General features: G+C 72.1%; 21 protein-coding genes. 6 read left to right on the forward strand and 15 right to left on the reverse strand.

The features are described 5' to 3' along the window. Positions 1-105: 105 nt before the first annotated feature. From ABH940_RS23180 to ABH940_RS23200, 5 genes are all read right to left on the reverse strand, one after another. Entirely contained in the window at positions 106-951 is an 846-nt protein-coding gene (locus ABH940_RS23180) for a hypothetical protein (protein ID WP_370067281.1), read from the reverse strand. 340 nt (positions 952-1,291) lie between these two features. Beyond that, positions 1,292-2,089, reverse strand: a complete 798-nt coding sequence (locus ABH940_RS23185) for a carbon-nitrogen family hydrolase (protein WP_370106120.1) — start codon at positions 2,087-2,089, stop codon at positions 1,292-1,294. 70 nt (positions 2,090-2,159) lie between these two features. Then, on the reverse strand, positions 2,160-2,810 hold the full coding sequence (locus ABH940_RS23190; RefSeq protein ID WP_370067283.1) for a TetR family transcriptional regulator: 651 nt from the start codon (positions 2,808-2,810) through the stop codon (positions 2,160-2,162). A gap of 233 nt (positions 2,811-3,043) precedes the next feature. Continuing rightward, entirely contained in the window at positions 3,044-3,979 is a 936-nt protein-coding gene (locus tag ABH940_RS23195; protein ID WP_370067285.1) for an NAD-dependent epimerase/dehydratase family protein, read from the reverse strand. Further along, on the reverse strand, positions 3,976-4,629 hold the full coding sequence (locus ABH940_RS23200) for a ScbR family autoregulator-binding transcription factor (RefSeq protein ID WP_370106092.1): 654 nt from the start codon (positions 4,627-4,629) through the stop codon (positions 3,976-3,978). Before ABH940_RS23200 ends, ABH940_RS23195 begins: the two co-directional genes overlap by 4 nt. Positions 4,630-4,800: 171 nt before the next feature. Here ABH940_RS23200 and ABH940_RS23205 point away from each other — a divergent pair, with 171 nt between their 5' ends. Next, complete coding sequence (locus ABH940_RS23205; RefSeq protein WP_370067289.1) at positions 4,801-5,739, forward strand: ScbA/BarX family gamma-butyrolactone biosynthesis protein; 939 nt, start codon at positions 4,801-4,803, stop codon at positions 5,737-5,739. Positions 5,740-5,827: 88 nt separating this feature from the next. Here the strand turns inward: ABH940_RS23205 and ABH940_RS23210 are convergent, their stop codons facing one another. Together ABH940_RS23210 and ABH940_RS23215 are read right to left on the reverse strand one after the other, a co-directional pair. Next, positions 5,828-6,346, reverse strand: coding sequence for a hypothetical protein (locus ABH940_RS23210; RefSeq protein WP_370067291.1), 519 nt, complete (start codon positions 6,344-6,346; stop codon positions 5,828-5,830). Positions 6,347-6,525: 179 nt separating this feature from the next. After that, complete coding sequence (locus tag ABH940_RS23215; protein WP_370067293.1) at positions 6,526-7,158, reverse strand: phosphatase PAP2 family protein; 633 nt, start codon at positions 7,156-7,158, stop codon at positions 6,526-6,528. Between the two features lie 114 nt (positions 7,159-7,272). Here ABH940_RS23215 and ABH940_RS23220 point away from each other — a divergent pair, with 114 nt between their 5' ends. Next, complete coding sequence (locus tag ABH940_RS23220; RefSeq protein ID WP_370067295.1) at positions 7,273-7,614, forward strand: BlaI/MecI/CopY family transcriptional regulator; 342 nt, start codon at positions 7,273-7,275, stop codon at positions 7,612-7,614. 1 nt (position 7,615) lies between these two features. Then, positions 7,616-8,716, forward strand: a complete 1,101-nt coding sequence (locus ABH940_RS23225; protein ID WP_370067297.1) for a M48 family metalloprotease — start codon at positions 7,616-7,618, stop codon at positions 8,714-8,716. A 26-nt stretch (positions 8,717-8,742) separates the two neighbouring features. Here the strand turns inward: ABH940_RS23225 and ABH940_RS23230 are convergent, their stop codons facing one another. The 7 genes from ABH940_RS23230 to ABH940_RS23260 all read right to left on the reverse strand — a co-directional run bounded on the left by ABH940_RS23230 (position 8,743) and on the right by ABH940_RS23260 (position 16,615). Beyond that, on the reverse strand, positions 8,743-9,381 hold the full coding sequence (locus ABH940_RS23230) for a TetR/AcrR family transcriptional regulator (protein WP_370067299.1): 639 nt from the start codon (positions 9,379-9,381) through the stop codon (positions 8,743-8,745). A gap of 38 nt (positions 9,382-9,419) precedes the next feature. Next, entirely contained in the window at positions 9,420-11,495 is a 2,076-nt protein-coding gene (locus ABH940_RS23235) for a YhgE/Pip family protein (protein WP_370067578.1), read from the reverse strand. A 22-nt stretch (positions 11,496-11,517) separates the two neighbouring features. Next, the gene (locus ABH940_RS23240; protein WP_370067301.1) at positions 11,518-12,210 is read right to left on the reverse strand and encodes an ATP-binding cassette domain-containing protein; all 693 of its coding nucleotides are present in this window, start codon (positions 12,208-12,210) and stop codon (positions 11,518-11,520) included. A 322-nt stretch (positions 12,211-12,532) separates the two neighbouring features. Continuing rightward, entirely contained in the window at positions 12,533-13,189 is a 657-nt protein-coding gene (locus tag ABH940_RS23245; RefSeq protein WP_370106093.1) for a response regulator, read from the reverse strand. Further along, a complete protein-coding gene (locus ABH940_RS23250; protein ID WP_370067305.1) occupies positions 13,186-14,673 on the reverse strand; it encodes a sensor histidine kinase in 1,488 nt (495 codons plus the stop codon). Before ABH940_RS23250 ends, ABH940_RS23245 begins: the two co-directional genes overlap by 4 nt. Positions 14,674-14,783: 110 nt before the next feature. Further along, a complete protein-coding gene (locus tag ABH940_RS23255; RefSeq protein WP_370067307.1) occupies positions 14,784-15,638 on the reverse strand; it encodes an ABC transporter permease in 855 nt (284 codons plus the stop codon). After that, a complete protein-coding gene (locus ABH940_RS23260) occupies positions 15,635-16,615 on the reverse strand; it encodes an ABC transporter ATP-binding protein (RefSeq protein WP_370067309.1) in 981 nt (326 codons plus the stop codon). Before ABH940_RS23260 ends, ABH940_RS23255 begins: the two co-directional genes overlap by 4 nt. Before the next feature lie 229 nt (positions 16,616-16,844). On the opposite strand from ABH940_RS23260, the gene ABH940_RS23265 reads away from it, so the two are divergent. Together ABH940_RS23265 and ABH940_RS23270 are read left to right on the forward strand one after the other, a co-directional pair. Beyond that, positions 16,845-17,468: a helix-turn-helix domain-containing protein gene (locus ABH940_RS23265; RefSeq protein WP_370106094.1), complete on the forward strand. Its 624-nt coding sequence runs from the start codon at positions 16,845-16,847 to the stop codon at positions 17,466-17,468. An 8-nt stretch (positions 17,469-17,476) separates the two neighbouring features. Next, positions 17,477-18,676, forward strand: coding sequence for an MFS transporter (locus tag ABH940_RS23270; RefSeq protein ID WP_370106095.1), 1,200 nt, complete (start codon positions 17,477-17,479; stop codon positions 18,674-18,676). A gap of 136 nt (positions 18,677-18,812) precedes the next feature. Here the strand turns inward: ABH940_RS23270 and ABH940_RS23275 are convergent, their stop codons facing one another. Continuing rightward, entirely contained in the window at positions 18,813-19,820 is a 1,008-nt protein-coding gene (locus ABH940_RS23275; protein WP_370106096.1) for a hypothetical protein, read from the reverse strand. A gap of 355 nt (positions 19,821-20,175) precedes the next feature. Here ABH940_RS23275 and ABH940_RS23280 point away from each other — a divergent pair, with 355 nt between their 5' ends. Then, positions 20,176-23,109 (forward strand): AAA family ATPase, encoded by a 2,934-nt coding sequence (locus tag ABH940_RS23280; protein WP_370067317.1) that lies wholly within the window; start codon positions 20,176-20,178, stop codon positions 23,107-23,109. Positions 23,110-23,115 lie beyond the last annotated feature (6 nt).

Raw genomic sequence — 23,115 nt, forward strand, 5'->3', positions numbered from 1 at the left:
GCCCCGCGGGGGGGGGGGCCCCCCCCCGGGGGGGGGGGGGGGGGGCCGGCCCCCCCCCCCCCCCCCCCCCCGACGGGGAGGTCTGTCGTGTTGTCCTGCCGTCCGCTACCCCGCGACGGCGGCCTCGCGGTCCCGGGCCAGCGCGGTGAGCTCCTCCAGGTCGTACAGCGCGCTCTGCCGGGTGCCGTAGCGGGTGAGCTTGCCGCGCCGGGCCCACATGCGGATCGTCCCCTCCTGCACGCCGAGCGCGAGCGCCGCCAGCTCCGTGGACACCCGCCGGGTCCGGCCCGTGCCCGACTGCCCCTGGACGAGCCACTGCAGCGGGGTGAGCACATGTCCCGCCGCGCACATGGGACCGCGCAGCACCACTGCCTCGCCGCCCCGGCTCGGCATGGAGACGGGCGCCGTGCACCCGGGCTCGGAGCACTGGCCGAGCCGGACGAGACCGGTCTGCTGCGGGGCGCTCAGCGCGCGCAGCGCCGCCACGGTCGCGGCGATCTCGTCGACGGCGGACCCGGCGGCGGCATGGGCCGCGAGCCGGTCGGCGTGCTGGGCCAGGAAAGCCGCCATGTCGGCGACGGCGCGGCGCGGCGCCCTGGCGGACGGCACCTCGTCGAGCAGCGCCTGGGTCCAGGAAGACAGCCGTGCGACGGCGTCGTGCCGCGCCTCCAGGGCGCCCGAGCTCACCGGCATGCGCTGTTCCCGGCTGCCGGTGATCCGCTGGGCGACCGAATCGGTCGACCCCGTGTGCAGGAACTCCTCACTCTCGGCGTGGAGTTCGGGCAGCGCCGCGAGGTCCCGCAGCAGTGCGGCACGGCAGGAGCCGCACAGCCGGGATCCGGGAGCCGCGCGGCGGCGGTGCGAGGCGGGGCCGGCTTGGCCGGTGCCTTCGATCCGGCTGCAGCGGGTCGAGGTGCAGTACTGCTCGTCGTGCTGGACTGACTCCGCCACGATCACAACTCCTTGCCGTGCGAGAGGACATACGAGTAGACGGCCGACCCGCGCGCCGATCGCGCGCTCGGGGCGGAAGAGGGAAAACGAAGCGGGAAAACAAAAAGCCGCGCACGGGGCGCGGCTGGAGATGAGCACCTGGAAGAAGACATACGGGCTCGCCGAGAAGCTTTACACACCCTGTCGGCGGACACAAGGGGGTTGCTCGGAAGAACTTGCCGGATCCCGGACAGTGCCTCAACGACGAAGGCCCCCCGCGCCGTTGACCGGCGTCGGGGGACCTCGGCCCGGTCGGACAGGACCTTGGACCTGGCGTGGGCAGCACGTCGCCCGCTGCCCGTCACACCGGCTGTGGCAGGCCGAGGAGCCGGTCGCGCAGGGCCGGGAACTCCGCCCGGATCGCGGCCACGGACCGCGGGTCGATGTCGGCGACGAGCACCTCCTCGCCCGCCCCCGCCTCGGCGACCACCTCGCCCCACGGATCGACCACCACACTGAACCCCGCCTGTTCGACCCCGGCGTGCGTACCCGCCGTGTTGCACGCCAGCACGTAGGCCTGCGACTCGACCGCGCGGGCGCGGGCCAGCAGCGACCAGTGGGCCCGGCGCCGCGCCGGCCACCCGGCCGGTACGACGAGCAACTCGGCTCCGGCGTCCACCAGTTGCCGGAACTGCTCGGGGAACCGCAGGTCGTAGCAGGTGGCCAGACCGGCCGTCAGCTCCAGACCGGGCAGGCGCGTGGCGACGACCTGCTCGCCGCGCGACATCAGCGCCGCCTCGCCCTGGTCGAAGCCGAAGCGGTGGATCTTGCGGTAGGTGCCGTGCCGCCCGCCGTCCGGCGAGAAGAGCAACGAGGTGTTGTACAGCGAGCCGTCGGCGGCGCGCTCCACGATCGAACCGCCGTGCAGCCAGACCCCGGCGTCGCGCGCGGCCTCGCTCATCGCGCTGGCGGTCGGCCCGTCCAGCGGCTCGGCCAGGTCGGCGAAGGCGTCGAAGCGGAAGGCGCCGACGTGCCAGAGCTCGGGCAGCACGACCAGGTCCGAGCCGCCCTGGCGCCGCACCAGTTCCGCGACGCGCTCACGCCGGTCCGGCACGGCCTCCTGCTCCGTCACCTCGATCTGCAGCAGGGAGACCCGCATGGGTACACCGTTCATGGTTCGGAGTCGTCCTCTCGTCGGTGTTCGTCGGCGTTCGTCGGTCATCGGTACGTCATCGGGTGCGGCCGAGCTTCGCCTCGGCACGGAGCGGACCGAGGTCCAGGCCCCGGTCGAGCAGCTCCCAGACGCCCTCCAGCTCGTCCGCCACGCCACTGCCCGCCCTGCCATCGCCTGCCACGCCACCGTCAGCCGCGCCATCGCCCGCCGCGCGGGCCCGGATCGACGCCTCGGCCCCGGCCATCAGATACCGCACGAGGGTCCTCAGACCCTCCACGGCTGCGGCCGGTCGGTCGAGGCGGGCCCGGCCGAGCAGCTCGCGCAGGTCCTCGCACCACAGCGAGTTCCAGCTCGGCAGCTCCGGCGCCAGGTCGCGCGCCAGCCGGGCGCAGGCCCGGGCGCGGACATCCTGCTCCAGCAGGTGCACCAGCGCCAGCGTCAGGTCGACCACGGCCAGCAGGCCCGGACGTGGCGCGGCCACCACCCGGTCCAGCACCGCACGGGTGGCAGCGGCGCCTTGGGCACACACCTCCGCCGCCAGGGCGTTCTTCGACGGGAAGTGAAAGGACAGCGCTCCCATCGTCACCTCGGCGGCCTTGCTGACCTGGGACAGTGACGTGCCACTGAAGCCGTGCCGGTCGAACTCGACGGCGGCGGCGACCACCAGGGTCTGACGGGTCCGTTCGGCTCTCTCCTGTCGCCCCAATGTTCACTCCCGGTATGAAGTTTGCGATCCCGCAGCGGGCGCCCGAGCGGCTCCGCCGGGACGCCTCGAATGCACCGTCCGCCTGCGGCGCGTTGGGTGCGACGCGTGGCATCAGGTGCAGGGGAATCTAACCGGGATCCGTCGGCAGGGTTCCGACCTGCCACAACGTCCCGACGAATTTGGCACTTAAGGCGTCAGAACGCGTGCATCTTGGCATGTCCACTGCTGGTCTGTCACTCCGCGCCCGTCCGTCCGGTCAGCTGGGCGCGGTACCAGGGAGCCGCCTCGTCGAGCCCGGACAGCGGGCCCGCCCCGGGCGGCACGCCGACGGTGTCCCAGGTCCCGTCGTCGGCGTACCAGTGGTCCTCGGCGAAGAGCCGGAACTGACGCTCACTCACCCAGCCATTGGTGGACCTGAGTTGTATCAGGCAGCGGTCGAGCGGCCACGGCTCGCCGGTCGCGGGCAGCAGCTCGTGCCGGGCGAGCGCGTCGAGGAGTTCGCCGATCGAGACGGGTGCGGGGTGGCTCGCGTGCCGTATGCCCAGGCCCGCACCGTGACCGGCCACGCCCGCGACCAGCCGGGCCAGGTCGCGCACGCCGACCGCCGACAGCAGGGCCCGCCCCGAGTCCCAGCGGGCCGGGATCCGACGCTGCAACTCCTCGAGCGCCGGCAGGACCCAGCGGTCGCCCTCGCCGAGGATCAGCCCCGGCCGGAGCACGGTGCCGCCCGCGGCCAGCACCGCCCGTTCCCCTGCCAGCCGGGTGCGGCTGGCGGCCGACACGGGCCGCGTCCCGGTCCCGAGCACTGCCGTCCCGCTGTGCGGGCCGGCGCCGTGGACGGCCGCGGTCGAGAGGAGCACCACGTGCCCGGTCCCGGCCCGCTGCGCCTCCGCGACGGCGGCGTTCGTCCCGCGCTCGTTGACGGCCCGGCACATCTCCTCGTCGGGGCCGATGTACGAGGCCAGTTGGAGCAGCACGTCGCTGCCCTCGCAGACCCCGTGCAGCGAGCCCGGATCCCGTAGGTCCGCGTACACGTACTCGACGCCGCCCGGATGCGGCTCGTCCGGGGGGCGTCGACCGGCCACCCTCACCTCGACGCCCCGGCGCAGCAGTTCGCCGACGACGGTGCCACCGACGAAGCCAGTGGCACCGAGTACGGTCGCCCTCACCGTGCCGTGGCGTCGCTGCGGGAGACCGTGCCGGGCGCGTCCGGCACGATCCGGAACGAACCGCGCGCCTGGTCCGAGGCGGCGGCCGGCAGCAGGTACCGCCACAACGTGCAGATCAGCTCGGGCAGATCGGACCGTCCGGTGGTGATCTGCGAGAACAGCTGGGTGCCGGAGAAGGCGCCGACCAGCACGACGGCCAACTCGTCCTCGTCGACCGCCTCGTTGAGCTCGCCACGGCCGCGGGCCGCCGTCAGCTGCTCGCGGAAGACGTCGACCCACTGCTGGTAGGGCTGGTCGTCACGCATGCCGAACTCGCCCTGCTCGACGGCGAGTCGGACGCCGCCGCGGAGCACGGGGTTGGTCTGCAGCTGACGCGCCAGGTGGAGCGTGATGTCGATGAGCCGCTGCAGGCCGTCCTCTCCGTCCGGCAGTTGGAGGCCCTCGCCCTGCCCGATCATCACGGCGTGGGCGAGCTCCTCCTTGGAGCCGAAGTGGAAGTACATCGCGCCCTGGGTGACCCCGGCGCGTTTCATGATCTTGCTGATGGACGCACCGCTGAAGCCGAACTCGTCGAACACTTCTGCGGCGGCTCGCAGGATGACCGCGCGGGTGCGTACCGCCCGTTCCTGCGGCTCACGGCGGGTCCTCACCTTGGGTGGCACCTGAATACCTCTCGACAAAAAAAACGATCGTCCTTTATCTTATCGGTTGTGGCGCCGAACACGGAAGCCGCAGGGCGGCTCTGCCCGTATTACGCCCTTATGCACTCTTATGCTCCAACACCCAAACAGGCTGCTGTTGACGCCGTAGGAGACATCTCGATGACGGTTCTCGCTGCGCACCACCCGGTCTTCACCTCGACCGTCCCCCGCCAGTACGTGCACAAGGCCGCACAGAGCGAGGTGCTGCTGACCGGGTGTGAGGTACACGGCGACGACAACTTCACGGTGGCGGCCCAATGGCCGCGCACCCACAGCTTCTACGACTCCGCGGACGGCCGGCACGACCCGCTGCTCCTCGTCGAGACGGTCCGTCAGGCGATCCCGCTGCTCAGCCATCTCGGCTACGACGCCCCCTTCGGACACCGCCAGATCTGGGACCACCTGACCTGGACGGCCAGCCCGGCGGCTCTCGTCTGCGAGCCGACGCCGGCCGAGATCGTCGCCCGGATCACCTGCTCCGAGGTGGTCCGCAGAGGCAGCCGGCTGGCCGCCCTGACCATGGACGTCGACATGACCCGCGACGGTGTCCACCTCGGCACCGCGAACACGCACTTCACCAACCAGTCGCCCGCGATCTACCAGCGGCTGCGCGGCGAGTACGCCGACATCGAGCACGCCGTCCGCGGCGCCCTCACGCCCGCCTCGCCGATCGCGCCGCCCGTCGCGGGCCGCGACCGCCGCCGCGACGTGGTCCTCGCGCCGACGGACACCCCGAACCGCTACCAGCTCCGCGTCGACCTCGCCCACCCGGCACTGTTCGACCACCGCACCGACCACGCCCCGGGCATGCTGCTCCTGGAGGCCGCCCGCCAGGCCGCGTACGCCGTGGCCTACCCCGAGATCCCGGTGATCACGGGCATGCACAGCACCTTCCAGCGGTACGTCGAGCTCGACGCCCCCTGCTGGGTCGAGGTCGAGATCCTGCCCGCCCAGCTGCCGACCCACGTCTCCTCGCGCGTGTCGATCACCCAGCACGGCCAGGAGGCCTTCACCGCGACGGTCACCGCCCTGCGCGGACGCGCCTCCGGCGGCGCGTAGTCAGCCCCGGGGCGCAGAGAACGACGGCCCAGGTCAGTTGTGCTGACCTGGGCCGTCGTTGAGCTGGAGCGGACTTCGTCCGGCTTGGTTAGAAGAAGCCGTTGTCGCCGTTGTCCCCGTTGAAGTCGTTGCCGTTGTCGAAACCGCCGTCGAAACCGCCGCCGTTGAAGTTGTTGCCACCCTCGAAGCCGCCGCCGTCGAAGTCGCGGCGTTCCTCGAACTCGCGGCCCTCGTCGAACGCCTCGCGGCGGTCGCGGTTCTCCTCGTGGTTCTCGAGCATCTCGCCGATGAGCGCGCCGCCGACCAGGCCGGCCACGCCGGCGCCGATCACCGCGCCCGTGCTGTGGCCCTGGCGCGGCGGCTGCTGCGGGTAGCCGCCCTGCGGGTATCCGGCCTGGGGGTAACCCTGCTGCTGCGGGTACCCGTTCTGCGGGTAGCCGGCCTGCGGGTAGCCCTGCTGCTGCGGCGTGTAGAAGGGCGGCGGGGTGGTCTCGATGCGCTGGGCGCAGCCCTGGCAGGTCTGTACCGGCCGCGGGACGCCCCACTGCGGCTGCCACACCACGTTGACCGCGCCGTAGCCGTGCTGGGGGTCGAAGAAGCAGGTCACCGAATCACTCCCAAAACTGAACGTGCCGGAGGCAGGATCGCAACCGACAGTGGGGGATACGTCCGACGATCCGTCATTGGTTCCCGCCCGCACGCCTTCCTTGCGGGTCCGTCACGTGGCAGTCGCGCGCCGGCTCGGCCCGGTGCGCGCGGTCCGGTGGCGCGGTCTGGTGCGCACGGTCAGCGGGCGTGCGCTCCGGAGGGGCGACGCGTGAGCAGCGGGGCCAGGGCGCCGGTCCGGAGCCGGGCGACGACCGGCTGGGCGTAGCGGCCCAGCAGCCAGCTGGTCAGGTAGGCGATCGGCATCGCCAGGATCGCCGCGCCGATCACGTCGTGCGGGTAGTGGTCGCCCAGGTAGACGCGGGTGAAGCCCTCGAAGAGCGCGAAGGCCGCCGCGATCTTGGCCAGCTGCCGGTCGAGCAGCCAGAGCGCCGCGACCGCCGAGGTGGCGGCCGTGGTGTGGCCGCTGGGGAAGGCGTAGTCGGTGCGGACCGGGCAGGCGTCGACGATGAACGCGTGCGGCATCGAGTAGCAGGGGCGCACCTCGGCGACCATCTTCTTGATCACCTCGGCGACCGCGAAGGCCACCGCGACCGAGACCGGTGCGGCCAGTGCCAGCGTCAGCCTCGCGGTCTCCTCGCGCCGGGCGCGCAGGAAGCCGATCAGCATCAGCACGGCGAAGACCAGCAGGCCCGCGTTGGTCCACAGGTCGATCGGCTCGTTGAGCCACCGGGTGTCCTTGGCGATGCCTGTGATCGACGAAAAGAGGCCGCCGTCGATCCCACTGCCGTCGAAGGCCAACAGGTTGTTCATGTGAAGGATGTCTCTCGCTCGCTCGGCGACCATGGCAGACTCTTGGCTGCGGAAGTTCTACAGGACCGTAGCAGGTGAATGGAAGTTGGCCGAAGTATGAACGAGCGGCGGCAGATGGGCGCGCTCGAGGCGGAGGTGCTGGAGTTGCTCCAGTCCTCGTCCGAGGCGATGACGCCCGGCCATGTCCTTACGCGGCTCGGCGACACGCTCGCCTACAGCACGGTCGTCACCGTGCTGACCCGGATGCACGACAAGGGCCTGCTCGGCCGGGTCAAGCAGGGGCGTGCCTTCGCCTACCGTCCCGTCGCCGACCGCCACGGCCTCACCGCCCGCCGGATGCGTCAGGCGCTGGACGCCGACCCGGACCGCCACGCGGTCCTCGCCCAGTTCATCGGCGACCTGTCGACCGGCGACGAGGAGATCCTGCGACACCTTCTCGGCGAACGGCAGCTGTGACATGCCCCAGGTACACGATCTCCCGCACCAGCTGCTGCACGGCGTGACGCACGTCTTGTTCGCGCTTCCCGGCGTCGCCGGGCTGGACTCGCTCCACCTCTTCTTCTACCTGCCACTGGTGCTGCCCGCGCTGGCCGGGCTGCCGGCCCGGCCGTTCGCCGAGCGGCTGGAGCCGCGGGCGGCGACCTGGCTGCTGACCGGCGTGGCCGTGGCCCTGGCGGGCGCGAGCACGGTGGCGCTCGGGGTGCTGGTGGTGGCCGGGCTGATCCGGGTGCCGCTGGCCGCGGTGCTCGGGCACTGGTCGCTGACGGCGGTCCGGCAGGGCGATCCGGTCTCGCTGCTGGAGGCGGCGGCTGCCGCTGTGCTGCTCACCGCCGCCACGGTCGCGGCCGTGCGGCTGGTCCGGAGACGGGTCAGGGCGCTGGTCGCGGCCGGGTTCGAGGCGGCCTGCCTGCCGCGCGCGGGGGAGTACGTCGTAGTCGACGACCCCGCCCCCGAGGCCTACGCGCTACCGGGGCGGCCCGGGCGGGTGGTGGTCTCCTCCGGCATGCTCGCCGCGCTCGACGAGGGCGAGCGGGAGGTGCTGATCGCCCACGAGCGGGCCCATCTGCGCGCCCACCACTACGCCTTCGTCGCGGTGACGCATCTCGCCGCCGCCGCCAATCCGCTGCTCCGGCCGCTGAACGGGGCCGTCGCCTACACCGTCGAGCGCTGGGCCGACGAGCACGCCGCCCGTGTCTGCGGCGACCGCCGCCGGGCCGCCCGCGCGGTCGGCAAGGCGGCGCTGGCCGCCAAGCACGCGCCGCTGCGCAACCCGGCCACGGCGCTGGGAATCGGCGGTCTGCTGCACCGTGGCCTGCATCGCCGTCCCCGTAACGGTCTGCGTCCCGGCAACGGCCTTCGGCAGGGTGGCGAACTGCGCAGCGCCGGGCCGGTCCCGCGTCGCGTCGCCGCGTTGCTGGCACCGCCGGTCCCGACCGTGATGCCCTGGGGCGTGCCGTGGCTGCCGCTGCTCGCGCTCTGCGCGCTGCTGGCGTCGAGCGGCGTCTGCGCCGTCGCCGCCGCGCACGACATCCACCTGCTGCTGGACCCCAACGGCTGAGGCCAGGGCGTTACGGGGCCAGGGCGTTACGGGGTCAGTCGGCCCCGGACCATCGTCGACAGGACGGCGTGGACGTCGTCCAGGGTCCGTTCCGGCTGGAAGGTGAGCCAGTCCAGCGCCACGACCAGGACCATGCCGAAGACCGCCGGGGCGGCCAGGCCGGTGTCCAGGTCCTCGCGCAGCTCGCCCGAGGCGACGGCGGCGTCGAGGGAGGCGCGGACCACCGCGACGGCGTCCTCGCGCAGCAGCGTCAGCGTCTGCTGCCAGGTGCGGTTGGTCCGCCACAGTTCCGACAGCAGCAGCTGGGCGAACGCCCGGTACTGCTCGATGAAGCCGAGGCCGGCGCGGATCATCGCGTCGAGCTGCTCGACCGGCGCGTCCGGGTGCGCGGCGGACGCCTCGCGCAGCGTCGCGGTGAGCAGGCCGACGCCGTGCCGGAGCAGCTCCTCGAACAGATCGTTCTTGTTCTTGAAGTTGTAGTAGACCGTGCCCTTGGCGACCCCGGCACGCTCGGCGATCTCGTCCACCGTGGTCGACGAGAAGCCCTGCTCCGCGATCAGCTGCTGGGCCGCGACGAAGAGCTTCTGCCGGGTCTGCTCGCGGCGCGTGCCTGCTCCAGGGCCTGCTCCAGGGCCTGCTCCAGTGCCGGTGCCGGTGCGTGTCATGAGGTCATCCTCCCGCACCTCCCGCTGTGTGCGGCCGGTCACAGGACGAGCTCCGGGTGGAGCGCGGTGACCGTCCAGACCTGCTTGCGCCGTGCCGCCAGGACGGTGCAGGCCAGCGAGACCGCCAGGAATCCGGCCAGCACCCCCGCGCCCTGCCACACCACGGTCAGGTCGCCGCCGCTGATCAGCCGCCGCAGGCCCGCGACCACCCAGGTCATCGGCAGGTACGGGTGGATCGCGCCGAAGAAGCCGGGGCTGGTCTGCACGGGGTAGGTGCCACCCGCCGAGGTCAGCTGGAGCATCAGCAGCGCCAGCGCGATCACCCGTCCTCGGGTCCCGAAGACGGCGTTGACGCACTGCAGGATCGCCGCGAAGGTCGCCGTCGTCAGCAGCAGGAAGCCGATCGCCCCGGCCGTGCGGACCAGTTCCAAGCCCAAGGCGAAGTGCAGCACCGCGAGCAGGGCCGCGACCTGTGTCGCTCCGATCGCCACGGCGGGCAGCCAACCGGCCAGCGCCGCCCGCCAGGAGGGGATGTTGGCGGCCAACAGCCGTGCGTTGAGCGGGCGCAGCAGCATGTAGGCGACCATCATGCCCACCCACAGCGCCAGCGGGATGAAGTACGAGGAGAGGCCGGTGCCGTAGTTCGCCGCCGGGTTGAGCCGGTCCAGGGCGAGCTGGACCGGGTCGCTCATCACGCTGGTGCGGTCCGTGCGGGCCTGGGCGGAGAGGTCGGGGATCTTCGCCGCGCCGCTCTGGAGCGCGCCGGAGAGCTGGTCCGAGCCGCCCGCCAGCTTGTAGAGGCCGCCGTCGAGCTGGTCCGCGCCGCCGACCAGGGTGTTGAGGCCGGAGTTCAGGCTCTCCGCACCGCCCGCCAACTGCGCGCTGCCGGTGGAGAGCTGGGCGACTCCGGAGTTCAACTGGTCGATCCTCGCCACCTGGGCGTCGATCTGGTCGGCCAGATGCGGTGCGTCCTTGGCGAGTTGGTCGGCGTAGCCGCGTACGGTCCCGGCGTCGGAGGCGATCTGGGCCAGCCGGCCCTTGTCACCGCTGACGGCGCTGTCGACCTGCTGGGCGACCTGCACGGTCTGCGCGGACGCCTGGACCGCGAGTTGGAGCGCGTTGCAGGTGGCTGCCGTCGTCGGTGCGGGCAGTGCTGTTCCGGTGGCCGCCTGGGCCGGGCACTGCTGGGCGTAGACCTGCTGCAGCTCCGTGTGCGCGGTCTGCGCGTCGGTGACCGCCTTGGCGGTGTCCGCGGGCAGTTGGGTGGCGATCTGCTGCACGGTCGCGGCGGCCAGGGAGACGGCCTGCGCGGCCTGCTGGATCTCGGTCGCGTGGCTGCGCAGCGTCGGCGTCAGCCTGTCGGTGACGCCGTGCACCACGGAGTCCAACTCGGCCGTCCCGGCGGCGGCCTGGGCAGCGCCGGTGTGCAGCCGGTTCAGCCCGTCGGCCAGCTCCCCGCTCCCGCTGTGCGCCTGCCGCAGCCCGTCGCCGAGCTGCTGCGCCCCGCTCTGCGCGGTGCGCGCGCCGTCGGCGAGCTGACCGGCCCCGGTCGCGGCCTGGACGGTCTGGTCGTGCAGGTCGCCGAAGGAGATGTAGATCTGGTCGAGGTAGCCGCGCACGGCGCTGGACGAGGAGGCAGCGCGGATCTCGGAGAAGGCGGTCTTGGCGATGATGCCGCTGAGGTAGCTGTTGGAGTCGTTGCTGCGCGCCTCCAGGAGGCCGTCCACCGGCGTGCCCTGGGTGCTGCCGCTGGACGCGATCCGGGCGGTGAAGTCCGCCGGGATGGTCAGCGTCATGTAGTAGTCGCCCTTGCGCAGGCCCTCGTCGGCGCGGGCGGCGCTGACGTCGTGCCAGTCGAAGGTGTCCCGGTCGAGCAGCTGGGTGGTGAGGTCGTGGCCCGCGTTCATGGGCTTGCCGTTGACGTCGGCGCCCTTGTCCAGGTCGACGACGGCGACGGGCAGCTTGTCGAAGTTGCCGTACGGGTCCCAGAACGACCAGATGTAGAGCGCGCCGTAGAGCAGCGGCAGCAGCGCGACCGCGACGATCGCGGCCCGGGGCAGCGAGCCGCGGCGGAAGCGCCGCAGCTCCAGCCCACCCAGGGAGAGGGCGCGCAGCGGACGGCGGCGGGTGATGCGGTCACGCATGGGTCTGCTCCGGTTCCGGCTGTGCGGTCTCGGCGTTGTTGCTTGGACGCGTCGCTACCGTGAGGTCCGCCTCGGGCGGGGCTTCGCGGGTTGCGGCGAGGACGGTCAGCCCGGCGTCGGCGAGCGTGCGGAGCGTCTGCCAGGCGGCGGCGGTGTCGGCGGTGCTGAGCCGGTCGCCGAGGTCGTCGACGACGAGCACGCGCGGAGCGCCGAGCAGCGCGGCGGCGATCCCGACCCGGAAGCCCTGCAGCGCGGTCAACGCGTCGGCGCGGAGCGGGAGTTCGGCCTCGCCCAGCCCGGCGCCGTCGAGCGCGGCGGCGAGGCGACGCTGCGCCCGGCGACCGTGGCGGCGCAGCAGCAGACGCTCGGTCAGGTGCTCCTCGACGGTGAGGCCACCGTCGAGATCGGTGACCCCGGGCACGGGCCCGAGCGCGACGACCTTCCGCACGCCGCCTGCCCGGCGGGGGAGCGCCTCGCCGTCGACGGCGGCGGACCCGGAGGACGGGTGCATTCGCCCCGCGAGCGTCAGCAGCAGGCTGGTCCGACCGGAGCCGGTCTCGCCAGCGAAGGCGACCAACTGGCCAGGTGCGGCACGGAAACTGACGTCCTGATAGACGGGCCCGCGCGGCCCGTCCAGCGTGAGCGCCTCCGCGACGACCGAGGCTCCGGTGTACGTCTCCGGCATCGTCGTCCCCCGTCCTATCTTTGAACTGACCAGTCAGTACAAAAACGTAGCACGACTTCGGCAGACGAGGTAGTTGCACTGCCTGGGGGCGCGGGGCTCTGCTCATGTGCGGCTCCGCCGCGTGGGCGCGACAATCCCCCTGCCTTCGGCGGGGGGACCCCCACCCCTGCCTTCGGCGGGGGGACCCCCACCCCTGCCTTCGGCGGGGGGACCCCCATCCCACGCAGGTGGAGCACCGAACGTTCAGGGCCATCCGCACAGGGTGGTGTCTCGCGCCCCGCGGCGGAGCCGCATATCGGCAGAGCCCCGCGCCCCTGAGCGCCTACGCGGGTCTGGCCAGCCCTGCGTCGTAGGCGATGATCACGGCCTGGACGCGGTCGCGGGCGCCGATCTTGCCCAGGACGCGGCTGACGTGGGTCTTGACGGTCGACTCCGACAGGACGAGATGCGCGGCGATCTCACCGTTCGTCAGGCCCGCTGCGATGTCCGCCAGGACCTCCCGTTCCCGCTGCGAGAGCGGCGAGAGGCGCGGGTCGTCGCCGGGTGTGCGCGGAGCGCCGTGCGCGGTGAAGGTGTCGAGGAGACGGCGGGTCATCGCCGGGGCGACGACCGCGTCGCCCGCCGCGACGGCGCGGATGCCCGCGAGCAGCTCGTCCGGGCGGGCGTCCTTGAGCATGAAGCCGGAGGCGCCCGCCCGCAGCGCGCCGTAGGCGTACTCGTCCAGGTCGAAGGTGGTGAGGACCAGGACGCGCGAGCGGTCCCCGGCGGCGACGATCCGGCGGGTGGCCTCGATGCCGTCCATGCCGGGCATGCGGATGTCCATCAGCACCACGTCGGGCCGGAGTTCGGCGGTCCGGCGGACGGCCTCCGCGCCGTGGGCCGCCTCGCCGACGACGGTGGTCTCGGGGCTGCTCTCCAGCAGCATCCGGAAGCCCATCCGCTGCAGCGGCTGGTCGTCGACGATCAGGACGGTGGTCACGGGCGCTCCTGCGGGTTGTCCTCGTCGTCGAGCCTAGTGGGGAGCACGGCACGCACCGTCCACCCCCCACCCGGTCGCGGTCCTGCGGTCGCGCTGCCGCCCACGAGCGCCGCGCGCTCGCGGATGCCGATCAGGCCCTGCCCGTGCCCCGGCAACTGCGACAACTGCGCAGCGGCCTGCGGGATTGCCGGAGTCGTCGCGCCCACCGCCGGGCCGGCGCCGGTTCGCGGAAGGTCGCTGGACTCCCGCGCCGACTCAAGCCTGGCCGATTCAAGCCTGGCCGACTCCAACCGCGCGGACTGGGGCCTGGCCGACTCCGACCGCGCCGACTCCAGCCACACGGTCTCCGCCCGGGGCGCCGGTCCGCCGGACGACTCCGGGCCGCTGTCGTCGACGCGGACCCGGACCTCGCCCGCGCGGCCGTCGACCGCGACCGCGACGTGGATGTCCGTCGCCGGGCCGGCGTGCTTGAGGCTGTTGGTGAGCGCCTCCTGGACGATCCGGTGGACCGCCAGTTGGACGCCCGCCGTCAGCGACGCGGTGTCGCCGGAGGTGGTGTAGCCGACCGTCGGCCCGGCCGCGCGGATCCGCTCGCACAGGGCGGCGATCTGGGCGGTGCCGGGCTGCGGGTGCAGCACCTCGCCGCCGCCCGCCTCCCCGTCGCCGTCGGGCAGGTCGGCGCGGAGCGCGCCGAGGGTGCGGCGCAGTTCGCCGAGCGACTCCCGGCCCGTCTCGGCGATGATCCGCAGCACCTCGGGGCCGCGCTCCGGACGCAGTTCGGCCTGGGCCGCGCCGCCGTCGGCGAGGCCGATGATGACGGCCAGGCTGTGGCCGACGATGTCGTGCATCTCGCGCGAGACCCGGGCCCGTTCGGTGGCCGTGGCGAGCTTTTCGCGCTGCCCGCGTTCGATCTCCAGGGTGGCCGCACGGTCGGCCAGCGCGGCCAGTTGGGCCTGCCGGATCCGTCCGGCCAGCCCGAGCGCGGACGCGGCGGTCACCGCGCAGGCGACGAAGAAGAGGCTCACCCACGGCTGCCGTGTCAGGGGTTCCACCCGGAACGCCAGTACCGCCGCGACGGGCAGCACCGCCGCCGCGACCACCGGCAGCCGCCTCGGGGGCGCGTACCGGGCGACGCCGTAGAGGGCGATCATCAGGCTGAGGTCACTGCGCAGCGCGACGCCGAGGCTCCACTGCACCGCGCAGACCAGCAGCACCACGGCGAAGACCCGCAGCGACGCCCGCCTGCGCCACACCAGCGGCACCGCCTGCGCGGCGGCTGTCACCGGGATCACCCACACCGGGACCGAACGCATCCCGAAGAGGTCGTCGTGCTCCCCACGGAAGAGCCCGGCCACGCCGATCAGCAGCACGAAAGCGGCGATCAACGAGTCCAGCAGCTGCGGGCGCGCACGGTCGAAGGCCCGCACGCGCAGCCACGCGCGGGCGAGCGGATGGTCCCAGAGGGGATCGGTCGTGCCACTCACTGTTGAACCCAGCATGATGTCCTCAGAGTGCACCATGGGGGACGCGAACGGAGGGGCAGCCTCCGCTCCACGTCCCCCATGGTCGGTGCAGCAGGTCTTTGCAGCGGGTCCTAGCTGTCCGTGCGCTTCAGGCGGTACGCGGCGCCGAGGATGGCGACCGCGACCCAGACCAGCAGCACCCAGGTGGCGTTGCCCGGGGAGAGCGTGCCCGAGGCCTGGTGCAGCGAGATCATCGACCCGCCCGCGCCGCCCTCGAGGCCAGGCAGGTACGGCGACACGTTCGGCTTCCAGCTGCTGGGCAGGATGTCCAGGAAGATCGGCAGCAGCATGAAGGTGCCGACCAGCAGGGAGATGCCGCCGGCGACCGAGCGGACCAGCATGCCGAGCGCCGCGCCGAAGACCGCGACCAGCGCCAGGTAGAAGCCCGCCTCGAAGAGGCAGCGCAGCACGCCGGCGGAGGAGAGCGTCAGCGCGATCGGCTTGCCGGAGAGGAAGCCCTCGCCGCCCAGGAAGGACGCGAACGCACCGGCGGTGGAGACGACGAGCACGACCACGAAGTACAGGCCGAGCTTGGACCAGAGCACCGGAAGGCGCTTGGGCACGGCGGTCAGCGTGGAGCGGATCATGCCGGTGGTGTACTCACCGGCCGTGGCCAGCACGCCGAGCACGCCGACGGCCAGCTGCGCCAGCTCGACGCTGCGTAGGGCCAGGGCGATCGCGTCCTTGGCGTCCGCCGCCGGGCCGTGCATGTCGGCCGGGTTGTAGCGGTAGGCGGACATGATGCCGATGCCGACGAGCAGCAGCAGCGAGACGCCCAGGGTGATCCAGGTGGACCGGAGCGAGAGGAACTTGGCCCACTCGGCGCGCAGCACGCGGCCGAAGGTGACCTTGTAGCGCGGCGTGGCGTCGGTGCCGCCGAGGCCGGCGGAAGCGACGTCACCGGTCGCCGTCAGCGTCGTGCTCATGCGGCCACGACCTCCTTCTGCTCCTTGTCGCCCGCGCTGCCGGTGGCACCCGCGCCCGTGGCGCCCGTGCTGCCGTTGCTGCGGTACTCGACGGTGTCGCCGGTCAGCGCCATGAACGCCTCCTCCAGCGAGACGACCTGCGGCGTCAGCTCGTAGACGGCGATGCCGGCGTCGGCGGCCTTCTGGCCGATCTCACGCGCCGTCAGGCCGTTGACCTGGAGCTCCTCCGAGCCGGCCGCACCGGTCACGGTGACGTCCGGGCCGAGAAGCAGCTCGCGCAGACGGGTGGCGTCCGAGGAGACGACCTTGACGCTGTCGCCGCCCGCGCTCTCGATGAAGTCCGCCACGGTGGTGTCGGCGAGCAGCTTGCCCCGGCCGACGATGATCAGGTCGGTCGCGGTCAGCGCCATCTCGCTCATCAGGTGCGAGGAGACGAAGACGGTGCGGCCCTCGGCGGCGAGGTTGGTGAGCAGCGTGCGGATCCACAGCACGCCCTCCGGGTCGAGACCGTTGACCGGCTCGTCCAGCATGATCGTCTGCGGGTCGCCGAGCAGCGCGGCGGCGATGCCCAGACGCTGGCCCATGCCGAGCGAGAACGCACCGGCACGCTTCTTGGCCACCTTGCCGAGACCGGCCAGCTCGATCACCTCGTCCACCCGGCGGCGCGGGATGCCGTGGGTGAGGGCGAGCGAGTTCAGGTGGTTGTAGGCGGAGCGGCCCGGGTGGATCGACTTGGCCTCCAGCAGCGCGCCGACCTCCTGGAGCGGGGCGGCGTGCTGGTGGTAGCGCTTGCCGTTGACCAGGACGCTGCCGCTGGTCGGCGCGTCCAGGCCGAGGATCATGCGCATGGTGGTGGACTTCCCGGCGCCGTTGGGGCCGAGGAAGCCGGTGACCACACCGGGCTTGACCGTGAAGTTCAGGCCGTCGACGGCGGTCTTGTCGCCGTAGCGCTTGACCAGGTGCTGGATTTCGATCACGGGAGCGGTTCCCTCCGAGGTCCGTCCGGGCCGCGTCGGTATGTCCGGCAGCCCTGCGCAGAACGCTAGAAGCGCCCTCGGCCGTCGCCCCGGCACGCCGGGACCGATCCCCGGTGCCCGGCGGTACCGCGGTACCGGTCGGGGCTCGGTCGTGAGGCGTAGCGAAGTTCGAAAGACCTCTTTCGAAGTAAGCCTTTCGAAAGCATTCTTTCGATGCTACGTTCCTTCCATGGAACCGACCGAACCGGTGGGCGGCGCAGAAGCGGCCGCCGATCTCACGCCGCGCAGGATCACCGACCCGCGCGCCCTGCGCGCGCTCGCCCACCCGCTGCGGATGGCACTGGTCGAGGCGCTCGTGCTGCACGGCACCCTGACGGCGACCGAGGCTGCCGAGATCGTCGGCGGCACGCCGTCGAACATCTCGTACCACCTGCGGTCGCTCGCCAAGTACGGCTTCGTCGAGGAGGCCGAGGGCGGCGTCGGCCGCGAACGGCCCTGGAAACCGGGCGCGGTGAGCCTCCGGCTCGACTACGACGAGCCGGATCCGGCGGTCACCCGGGCCGCAAGAACGCTGCTGGACGTCACGACCGAGCGCTGGCAGGAGCGCAAGCGCCGGTACCAGCGGGACCGGGACACCTACCCGAGGGCGGTCCAGAAGGTCTCCGGTGAAAGCCAGTTCCTCCTCTTCTGCACGCCGGAGGAGATGGCGCAGCTCCAGGAGGAGCTCATGGAAAGGCTGTTGGCGATCCAGGGGCCGCGCTTCCACGACCCGTCGCTGCGCCCCGAAGGCGCCGTCCCGTTCGAATTCATCGTTTCCACCACCCCCTACTCACTGGACCAGCAGGAAGGTTGAGAGACGCCATGGGCGAGCTCTTCGCAACATCACGGATGCGACTGTTCTTCCTCGGCAACACCCTCAGCACCATCGGCGACTACGCGCTCTGGCTGGCCGCCGCCATCTGGGTCAAGGAGCTGACCGGCTCCACGGCCACGGCGGGGATCACCTTCCTCTGCCTCACCTGCGGCACGCTCCTCTCGCCGCTCACCGGCATACTCGTCGACCGGGTCCGCAGACGTCGGCTGCTGATCCTCACCAACGCGCTGACCGGCCTGCTCGTGCTCTCGCTGGCGCTGGTCCACCAGGCCGACCAGGTCTGGCTGGTCTTCGTGGTGATGTTCCTCTACGGGATCTCCAGTTCGATCACCAGTGCGGCCACCACGGCGCTGCTGCCGCAGCTGGTCCCGGCCGAGCAACTGGGCAACGCCAACGGCCTGACCCAGGCACTGACGCAGGGCCAGCGTCTGATCACCCCGGCGCTCGGCGTCGGCCTGCTCTCCCTGGCGGGCGGCGGCGCGGTCGCCGCGCTGGACGCGGCCACCTTCGCGGCCTCGGTCCTGTGCTGGTCGTTCATCCGCGTCGAGGAGGAGCGTCCGCAGCCGAGCGAGGGCCACTGGCTGCGCGAGACGACGGAGGGCTTCCGCTATCTGATGCGGACTCCGGTATTGCGGCAGCTGACGCTGGTGATGACGGTGGCGCTCTTCGTCGTCGGTTTCTTCGAGACGCTGGGTATCGCGATCGCGACGACCGGCCTGCACCACGCGCCGTCCTGGATGGGCGTGTTGTCCACCGCGATGGGCATCTCCGGCCTGGTCGGCGGCATCCTGGCCGGACCGTTGATGCAGCGCACCAGCCCCGGGCTGCTCGCGGCGCTCGGGCTGGCGCTGGTCTCGGGGGGCGCGTTGCTGCTGATGGTGCGGCTCGACTGGGTCGTCGTCGCGGGCGGGCTGCTGCTGGGAGCGGGCGTCCCGCTGATCATCGTGGGCGCGATGTCGGCGATGCAGCTCAACACCCCCGAGGAGTTGCTGGGCCGCGTCTCCGGCGCGGACAACTTCCTGGTCACCGGCGGCCAGTCGGTCGGCATTGCCGCCGGCGCGGCGCTGATCACGACGGTGCCGTACCAGGCCCTGTGCGCGACGATCGCGGTCGTTCTGTGCGCCTGCGCGATCTACCTGACGACCCGCCGCGAACAGCGGGCCGTGCCGGTGCCTGCCGAAGCTTGAGACCAAGGGGCAGTCGCACTACCTGAGGGGCGCGATGAACTGGCGCGAGCAACCACCCTGCGGGGGAAGTCCCTGAACGATCAGGGCCATCCGCACAGGGTGGTTGCTCGCGCCCCTGAGTGTGGCAACGTTCCTGTCAGAGAAGCTCTTCGAGATAGTTCGGCTGGTCCAACGGCAGCGCCCCTTCGGGGCGGTAGCGGATGGTGCTCGCCTCCCAGGTGAAGTAGCCGCGCATCCAGTCGGCGAGACCCTCGCGGTACCGCAGGGTCGCCTCCGTCTCCGACGGGGTGAGCCCCAGCGAGACGCACAGCTCCGGGATGAGCTCGTTGAGGCGGTAGAACTCGTCGACCATCCGGATGGCGTCACCGTGCACCAGGGCGAAGGCTTCGTCCAGGCCGCACTGGCGCTCGTGCTGGAGGATCACCGCGAGGTTGTAGACGTCGCCGCGCGGGGCCTCCTTCGGGTAGGAGTAGACGTCGTTGTTCACCGCCGGTGCGTCCCCGGCGAGTTGACGCATCAGCGTCACCTGCGGGTTGTGGAAGATGGTGGCGGGGATCTCCCCGAGGATCCGCTCGACCATGTCGAGGACCGTGTCCACGCCCGACGCGCCGCGCCGGAGCACCATGTAGGCCGCGCGGCTCGGGTAGTCGTCCGTGTGGAGCGTGCGACGGCCGAGCGCCTCGTTCGGGTGCGCGCTGAAGTAGCCCTCCCAGTGGTGCGCCGCGCGGGCGCGCCAGCGCGGCGACATGCCCTGGCTCTCGCGGCGCCACAGGTCGGCGAAGGCCGACTCCACCGGCGAGGGCTTCTCGGGCGACCGCCCGGTGTGCAGGGTGGTGATCAACGGGGCGCAGACTCTGGTGACTTCGGCCGGAAGCATGCCGAGGTCGGCGTCGAACTGGTCGTCGAAGAGGAAGTAGAAGGCGCACTGGTCCACCGCCAGGCACAGGTCCGCGAGCCCGGCGTCCGGGAAGCTGACCGCGGCCAACTGCGGTATGTTCCAACGGTCGTAGTGCCGCTCTGCCTCGGCGTCGCGGAGCATGCCGTGCGCCCGCAGCCAGTCGAGGTTGTGTGCGGCGGCTGCGTCGCGCAGCGGGTTGACCCGCACCTGCCCGGGGATCGTGATCTCGCCCGCGCTCGTGTTCATCGGCTCGTCCTCCTCGTCCCTCGTCCTGTCCGGCCTGCTTCAGCCCGCGACCGGTCCGGCGGTCCCCCCGTACGAACCAGGACCGACGTTAGCTCAACCGATCAATCTTGTTGAGCAATCGGTCGGCCATATGCTCAATTATCGACCAGAGTTGGCGGAAGTGGTCTGTCCTGAACACAGCGACAGGATCCGCCGATACGCCCGCGCGGGCCGTCCGGGCTGGTTAGGCTCGAACCGGATAACAGGACGTCAGGCCGCAGCAGGACGTAGGCCGACCGCCCGCAGATCACCCATCGGCGGGCCGACGGACGAGCACGGGGACGACAGCCGCCAGCCGGCAAGAGCGGAGCAGGTCGTGGAAGAGCGTCAGCTCTACGAGCGTGAGGATCCGATCGGGCAGGGCGAGGCCGCCCTGACGGCGCTCCGCGCCGACGTCGCTGCGGGCGACACCAACCCCGGTGGCCTGCTGCTCTACCGGGGCCGCGCGGGGTTCGGCAAGACCAGCCTGCTGCACCGGCTGCGCAACGCTGCCAACGCCGTCGGTCCGGACGGCCGCAAGGACATCCTGCTGCTCCACGCCCGCGCCGGTGAGCAGCAGAAGGACGCGGCCTTCCACGTCGCCCGGAACCTGCTCCAGCCCGCGCTGGCCAAGATGACCGAGGCCAAGCGCCGTGAGATCTTCGGCGGCTGGTACGACATCGCCGCGCCCGCTCTCGGCCTGGTCCCACCGCGGCCGGGCGACCAGCCCGCCGACGCCTTCGGTGTGCTCGAGGCGCTGAGCTGGGTGGTCACCCAACTCGCGGTCAACCGCGGGCCGGTGCTGATGGTCGTCGACGACCTGCACTGGGCCGACAAGGAGTCGCTGGGTTGGCTGACCGGCTATCTCGGCCAGATCTCGCCCTTGCCGTTGCTGGTCGCCCTCGCCTACCGCAACGAGGAGCTGCCCGAGGGCGTCGAGGACGGACTGCGCGAGGAACTGCGGCAGTTGGGCGGTCGCGGTCAGCTGATAGAGCTCGGGCGGCTCGGCCGCAGCGCGGTCGACGCGATGGTCCGCAACCGGCTCGGCGAGGACGCCGACGACCTCTTCTGCCACACCTGCTGGACCATCACCGAGGGCAACCCGCTGGAGGTCAGCAACCTGATCGACCGCCTGCGCGAGGGCAAGCTGGAGGCGATCGACGAGAACATCGACCAGCTGCGCAGCCTCGTCGCCCAGGGCAGCGGTCCGGCCATCGGCAAGCGCCTGGAGCGGCTGGGCACCGACGTCCAGCGGGCCGCCTTCGCCGCCGCCGTACTGGACACCGCGTTCGAGATGGAGACCATCTCCCGGGTGTCCGGGCTGCCGCTCAACCAGGCCGAGACCGCCGTCACCAAGCTGGTCGACGAGTCGATCCTGACCCGCAACGGGCGGGACTACCAGTTCGTCCACCCGACGGTCGCCTCCGCCGTCTACCAGTCGATCACCTTCCCGGCCATGCGCACCAGCATCCACGGCCGCGCCGCCGACGAGGTGATCAGCTCGGGCAAGGGCATGGCCGCCGCCTCCCGCCACCTGATCCAGCTGCACCCGGACGACAACCCGCAGGTGGTCGAGCAGCTGCGGTCCGCCGCCCACGAGCACCTGGCCATGGGCGCGCCCGAGGCCGCCCGCAGCTGCCTGGAGCGCGCGCTGCGCGAGCCCCCGGCGGACGAGGAGGTGGCCGAGATCCGGTACGAACTCGCCTGCTCCGTCCGGCTGATCGACCCCGGCTACACCGTCAACCAGCTGCGGCTCGCCATGAACGAGGTCCCCGGCCTCGACGAGAGCCTGCGCGAGAAGGCCACCATGCGGCTGGGGCAGGCGTTCACCCACACCAACCGGGTCCAGGACGCGGTCACGGTCACCGGCGCCGAGATCGCCCGGATGCCCGACGGCCCGGCCAAGACCCGGCTGCAGGCGGCGTCCTTCATGTGGCGGTTGCTGCTCCGCAACGAGGTGGACGGCAAGGAGACCTCGCGCCAGCTCGACGTGCTGGCCGCACAGCACCTCGCCGGCCGCGACGACGGCTCGCGCGCGGTCCAGGTGCTGCGCGCCTGGGACCTCACCATGCGCGGCGAGAACTCGACCCAGGCCCTGGGCCTCGCCGAACACGGCCTGGAGCGCGGTCTCCCGGCCGACGGCCTCGGCTGGACCAACCAGACCTGGGGCTTCGAGATCCCGGTGATGCTGGGCGTCACCTACATCTACAACGACCGGCTGGACCGCGCCCGCGACCTCTTCGCCGACGCCGCACGCGAGTTCGAGCTGATGGGCTGGAGCGGCGGCCACCTCGGCTTCGCCAACTTCTTCCAGGCCCTGGTGCTGTTCCGGCTCGGCAAGCTGGTCGATGCGGAGAAGTTCCTGCACAGCACGCTGCGCAAGTCGGAGCGGTCTGGCCGGGGAATGCCGCTCCAGTGGGACATCGTCGCGGTGCTGGTGGACACCATGCTCGCGCAGGGCCGCATCACCGACGCGGTCCGCCTGGCCGCCGAGCACGAGTTCCGTCCCGCCAACTTCCCGCCCGCGCCGGTGCTGCCGGACGCACCCGCCCTCTACGGCAAGCTGCTGCTGGCCCAGGGCCGCCGCGCGGAGGCGGCGGTGGAGCTGGAGAAGGCGGGCGCCTCGCTGGAGGCGCGCGGCTGGCAGAACACCGTCTGGTCGCCCTGGCTCAGCCACCTCGCCGTGGCGATCAAGGACACCGAGCCGGAGCGCGCCCGGGCGCTGGCCGCCGAGGCGTACAAGCGCGCCTCCCGGGCCGGGACCAACTCGGCGGAGGGAATGGCGCTGCGCCACTGCGCGCAGGTCGCCGAGCCCGGCAACGAGGTGGACCTGCTGCAGCAGGCCGTGGGCCTGCTCGGCCAGTCCCCGGCCGCGTACGAGCACGCCCAGGCACTGGTCGACTACGGTGCCGCGCTGCGCCGCGTCGGACGGCTGCGTGATGCGGTCGTCGCGCTGGACCAGGGCCTGGAGATCTCCCGTGGCTGTGGCGCGACCAGCCTGGTCGACCGCGCCCGCCGGGAGCTGCAGGCCTCCGGCGTCAGCCCGCACAAGCTGCGTCCGCTGCCCTCCCGCGACCTCACCGCCCCGCAGTTGCACGCGGCGCGGCTGACGGCCGGGGGCAAGGACGTGCACCAGGTCGCGGAGTCGATGTCGATCACCCCGCACCGGGTCCAGGAACTGCTGGCGGCCGTCTACCGCACCCTCGGCACCGACCCCAAGGGCCTCGCCGACACGCTCCGCGACGACCCGGGGCTTGAAGGGACGGAATAGCCTGGA

The organism is Streptacidiphilus sp. BW17 (assembly GCF_041262485.1).
Lineage (GTDB): Bacteria > Actinomycetota > Actinomycetes > Streptomycetales > Streptomycetaceae > Streptacidiphilus.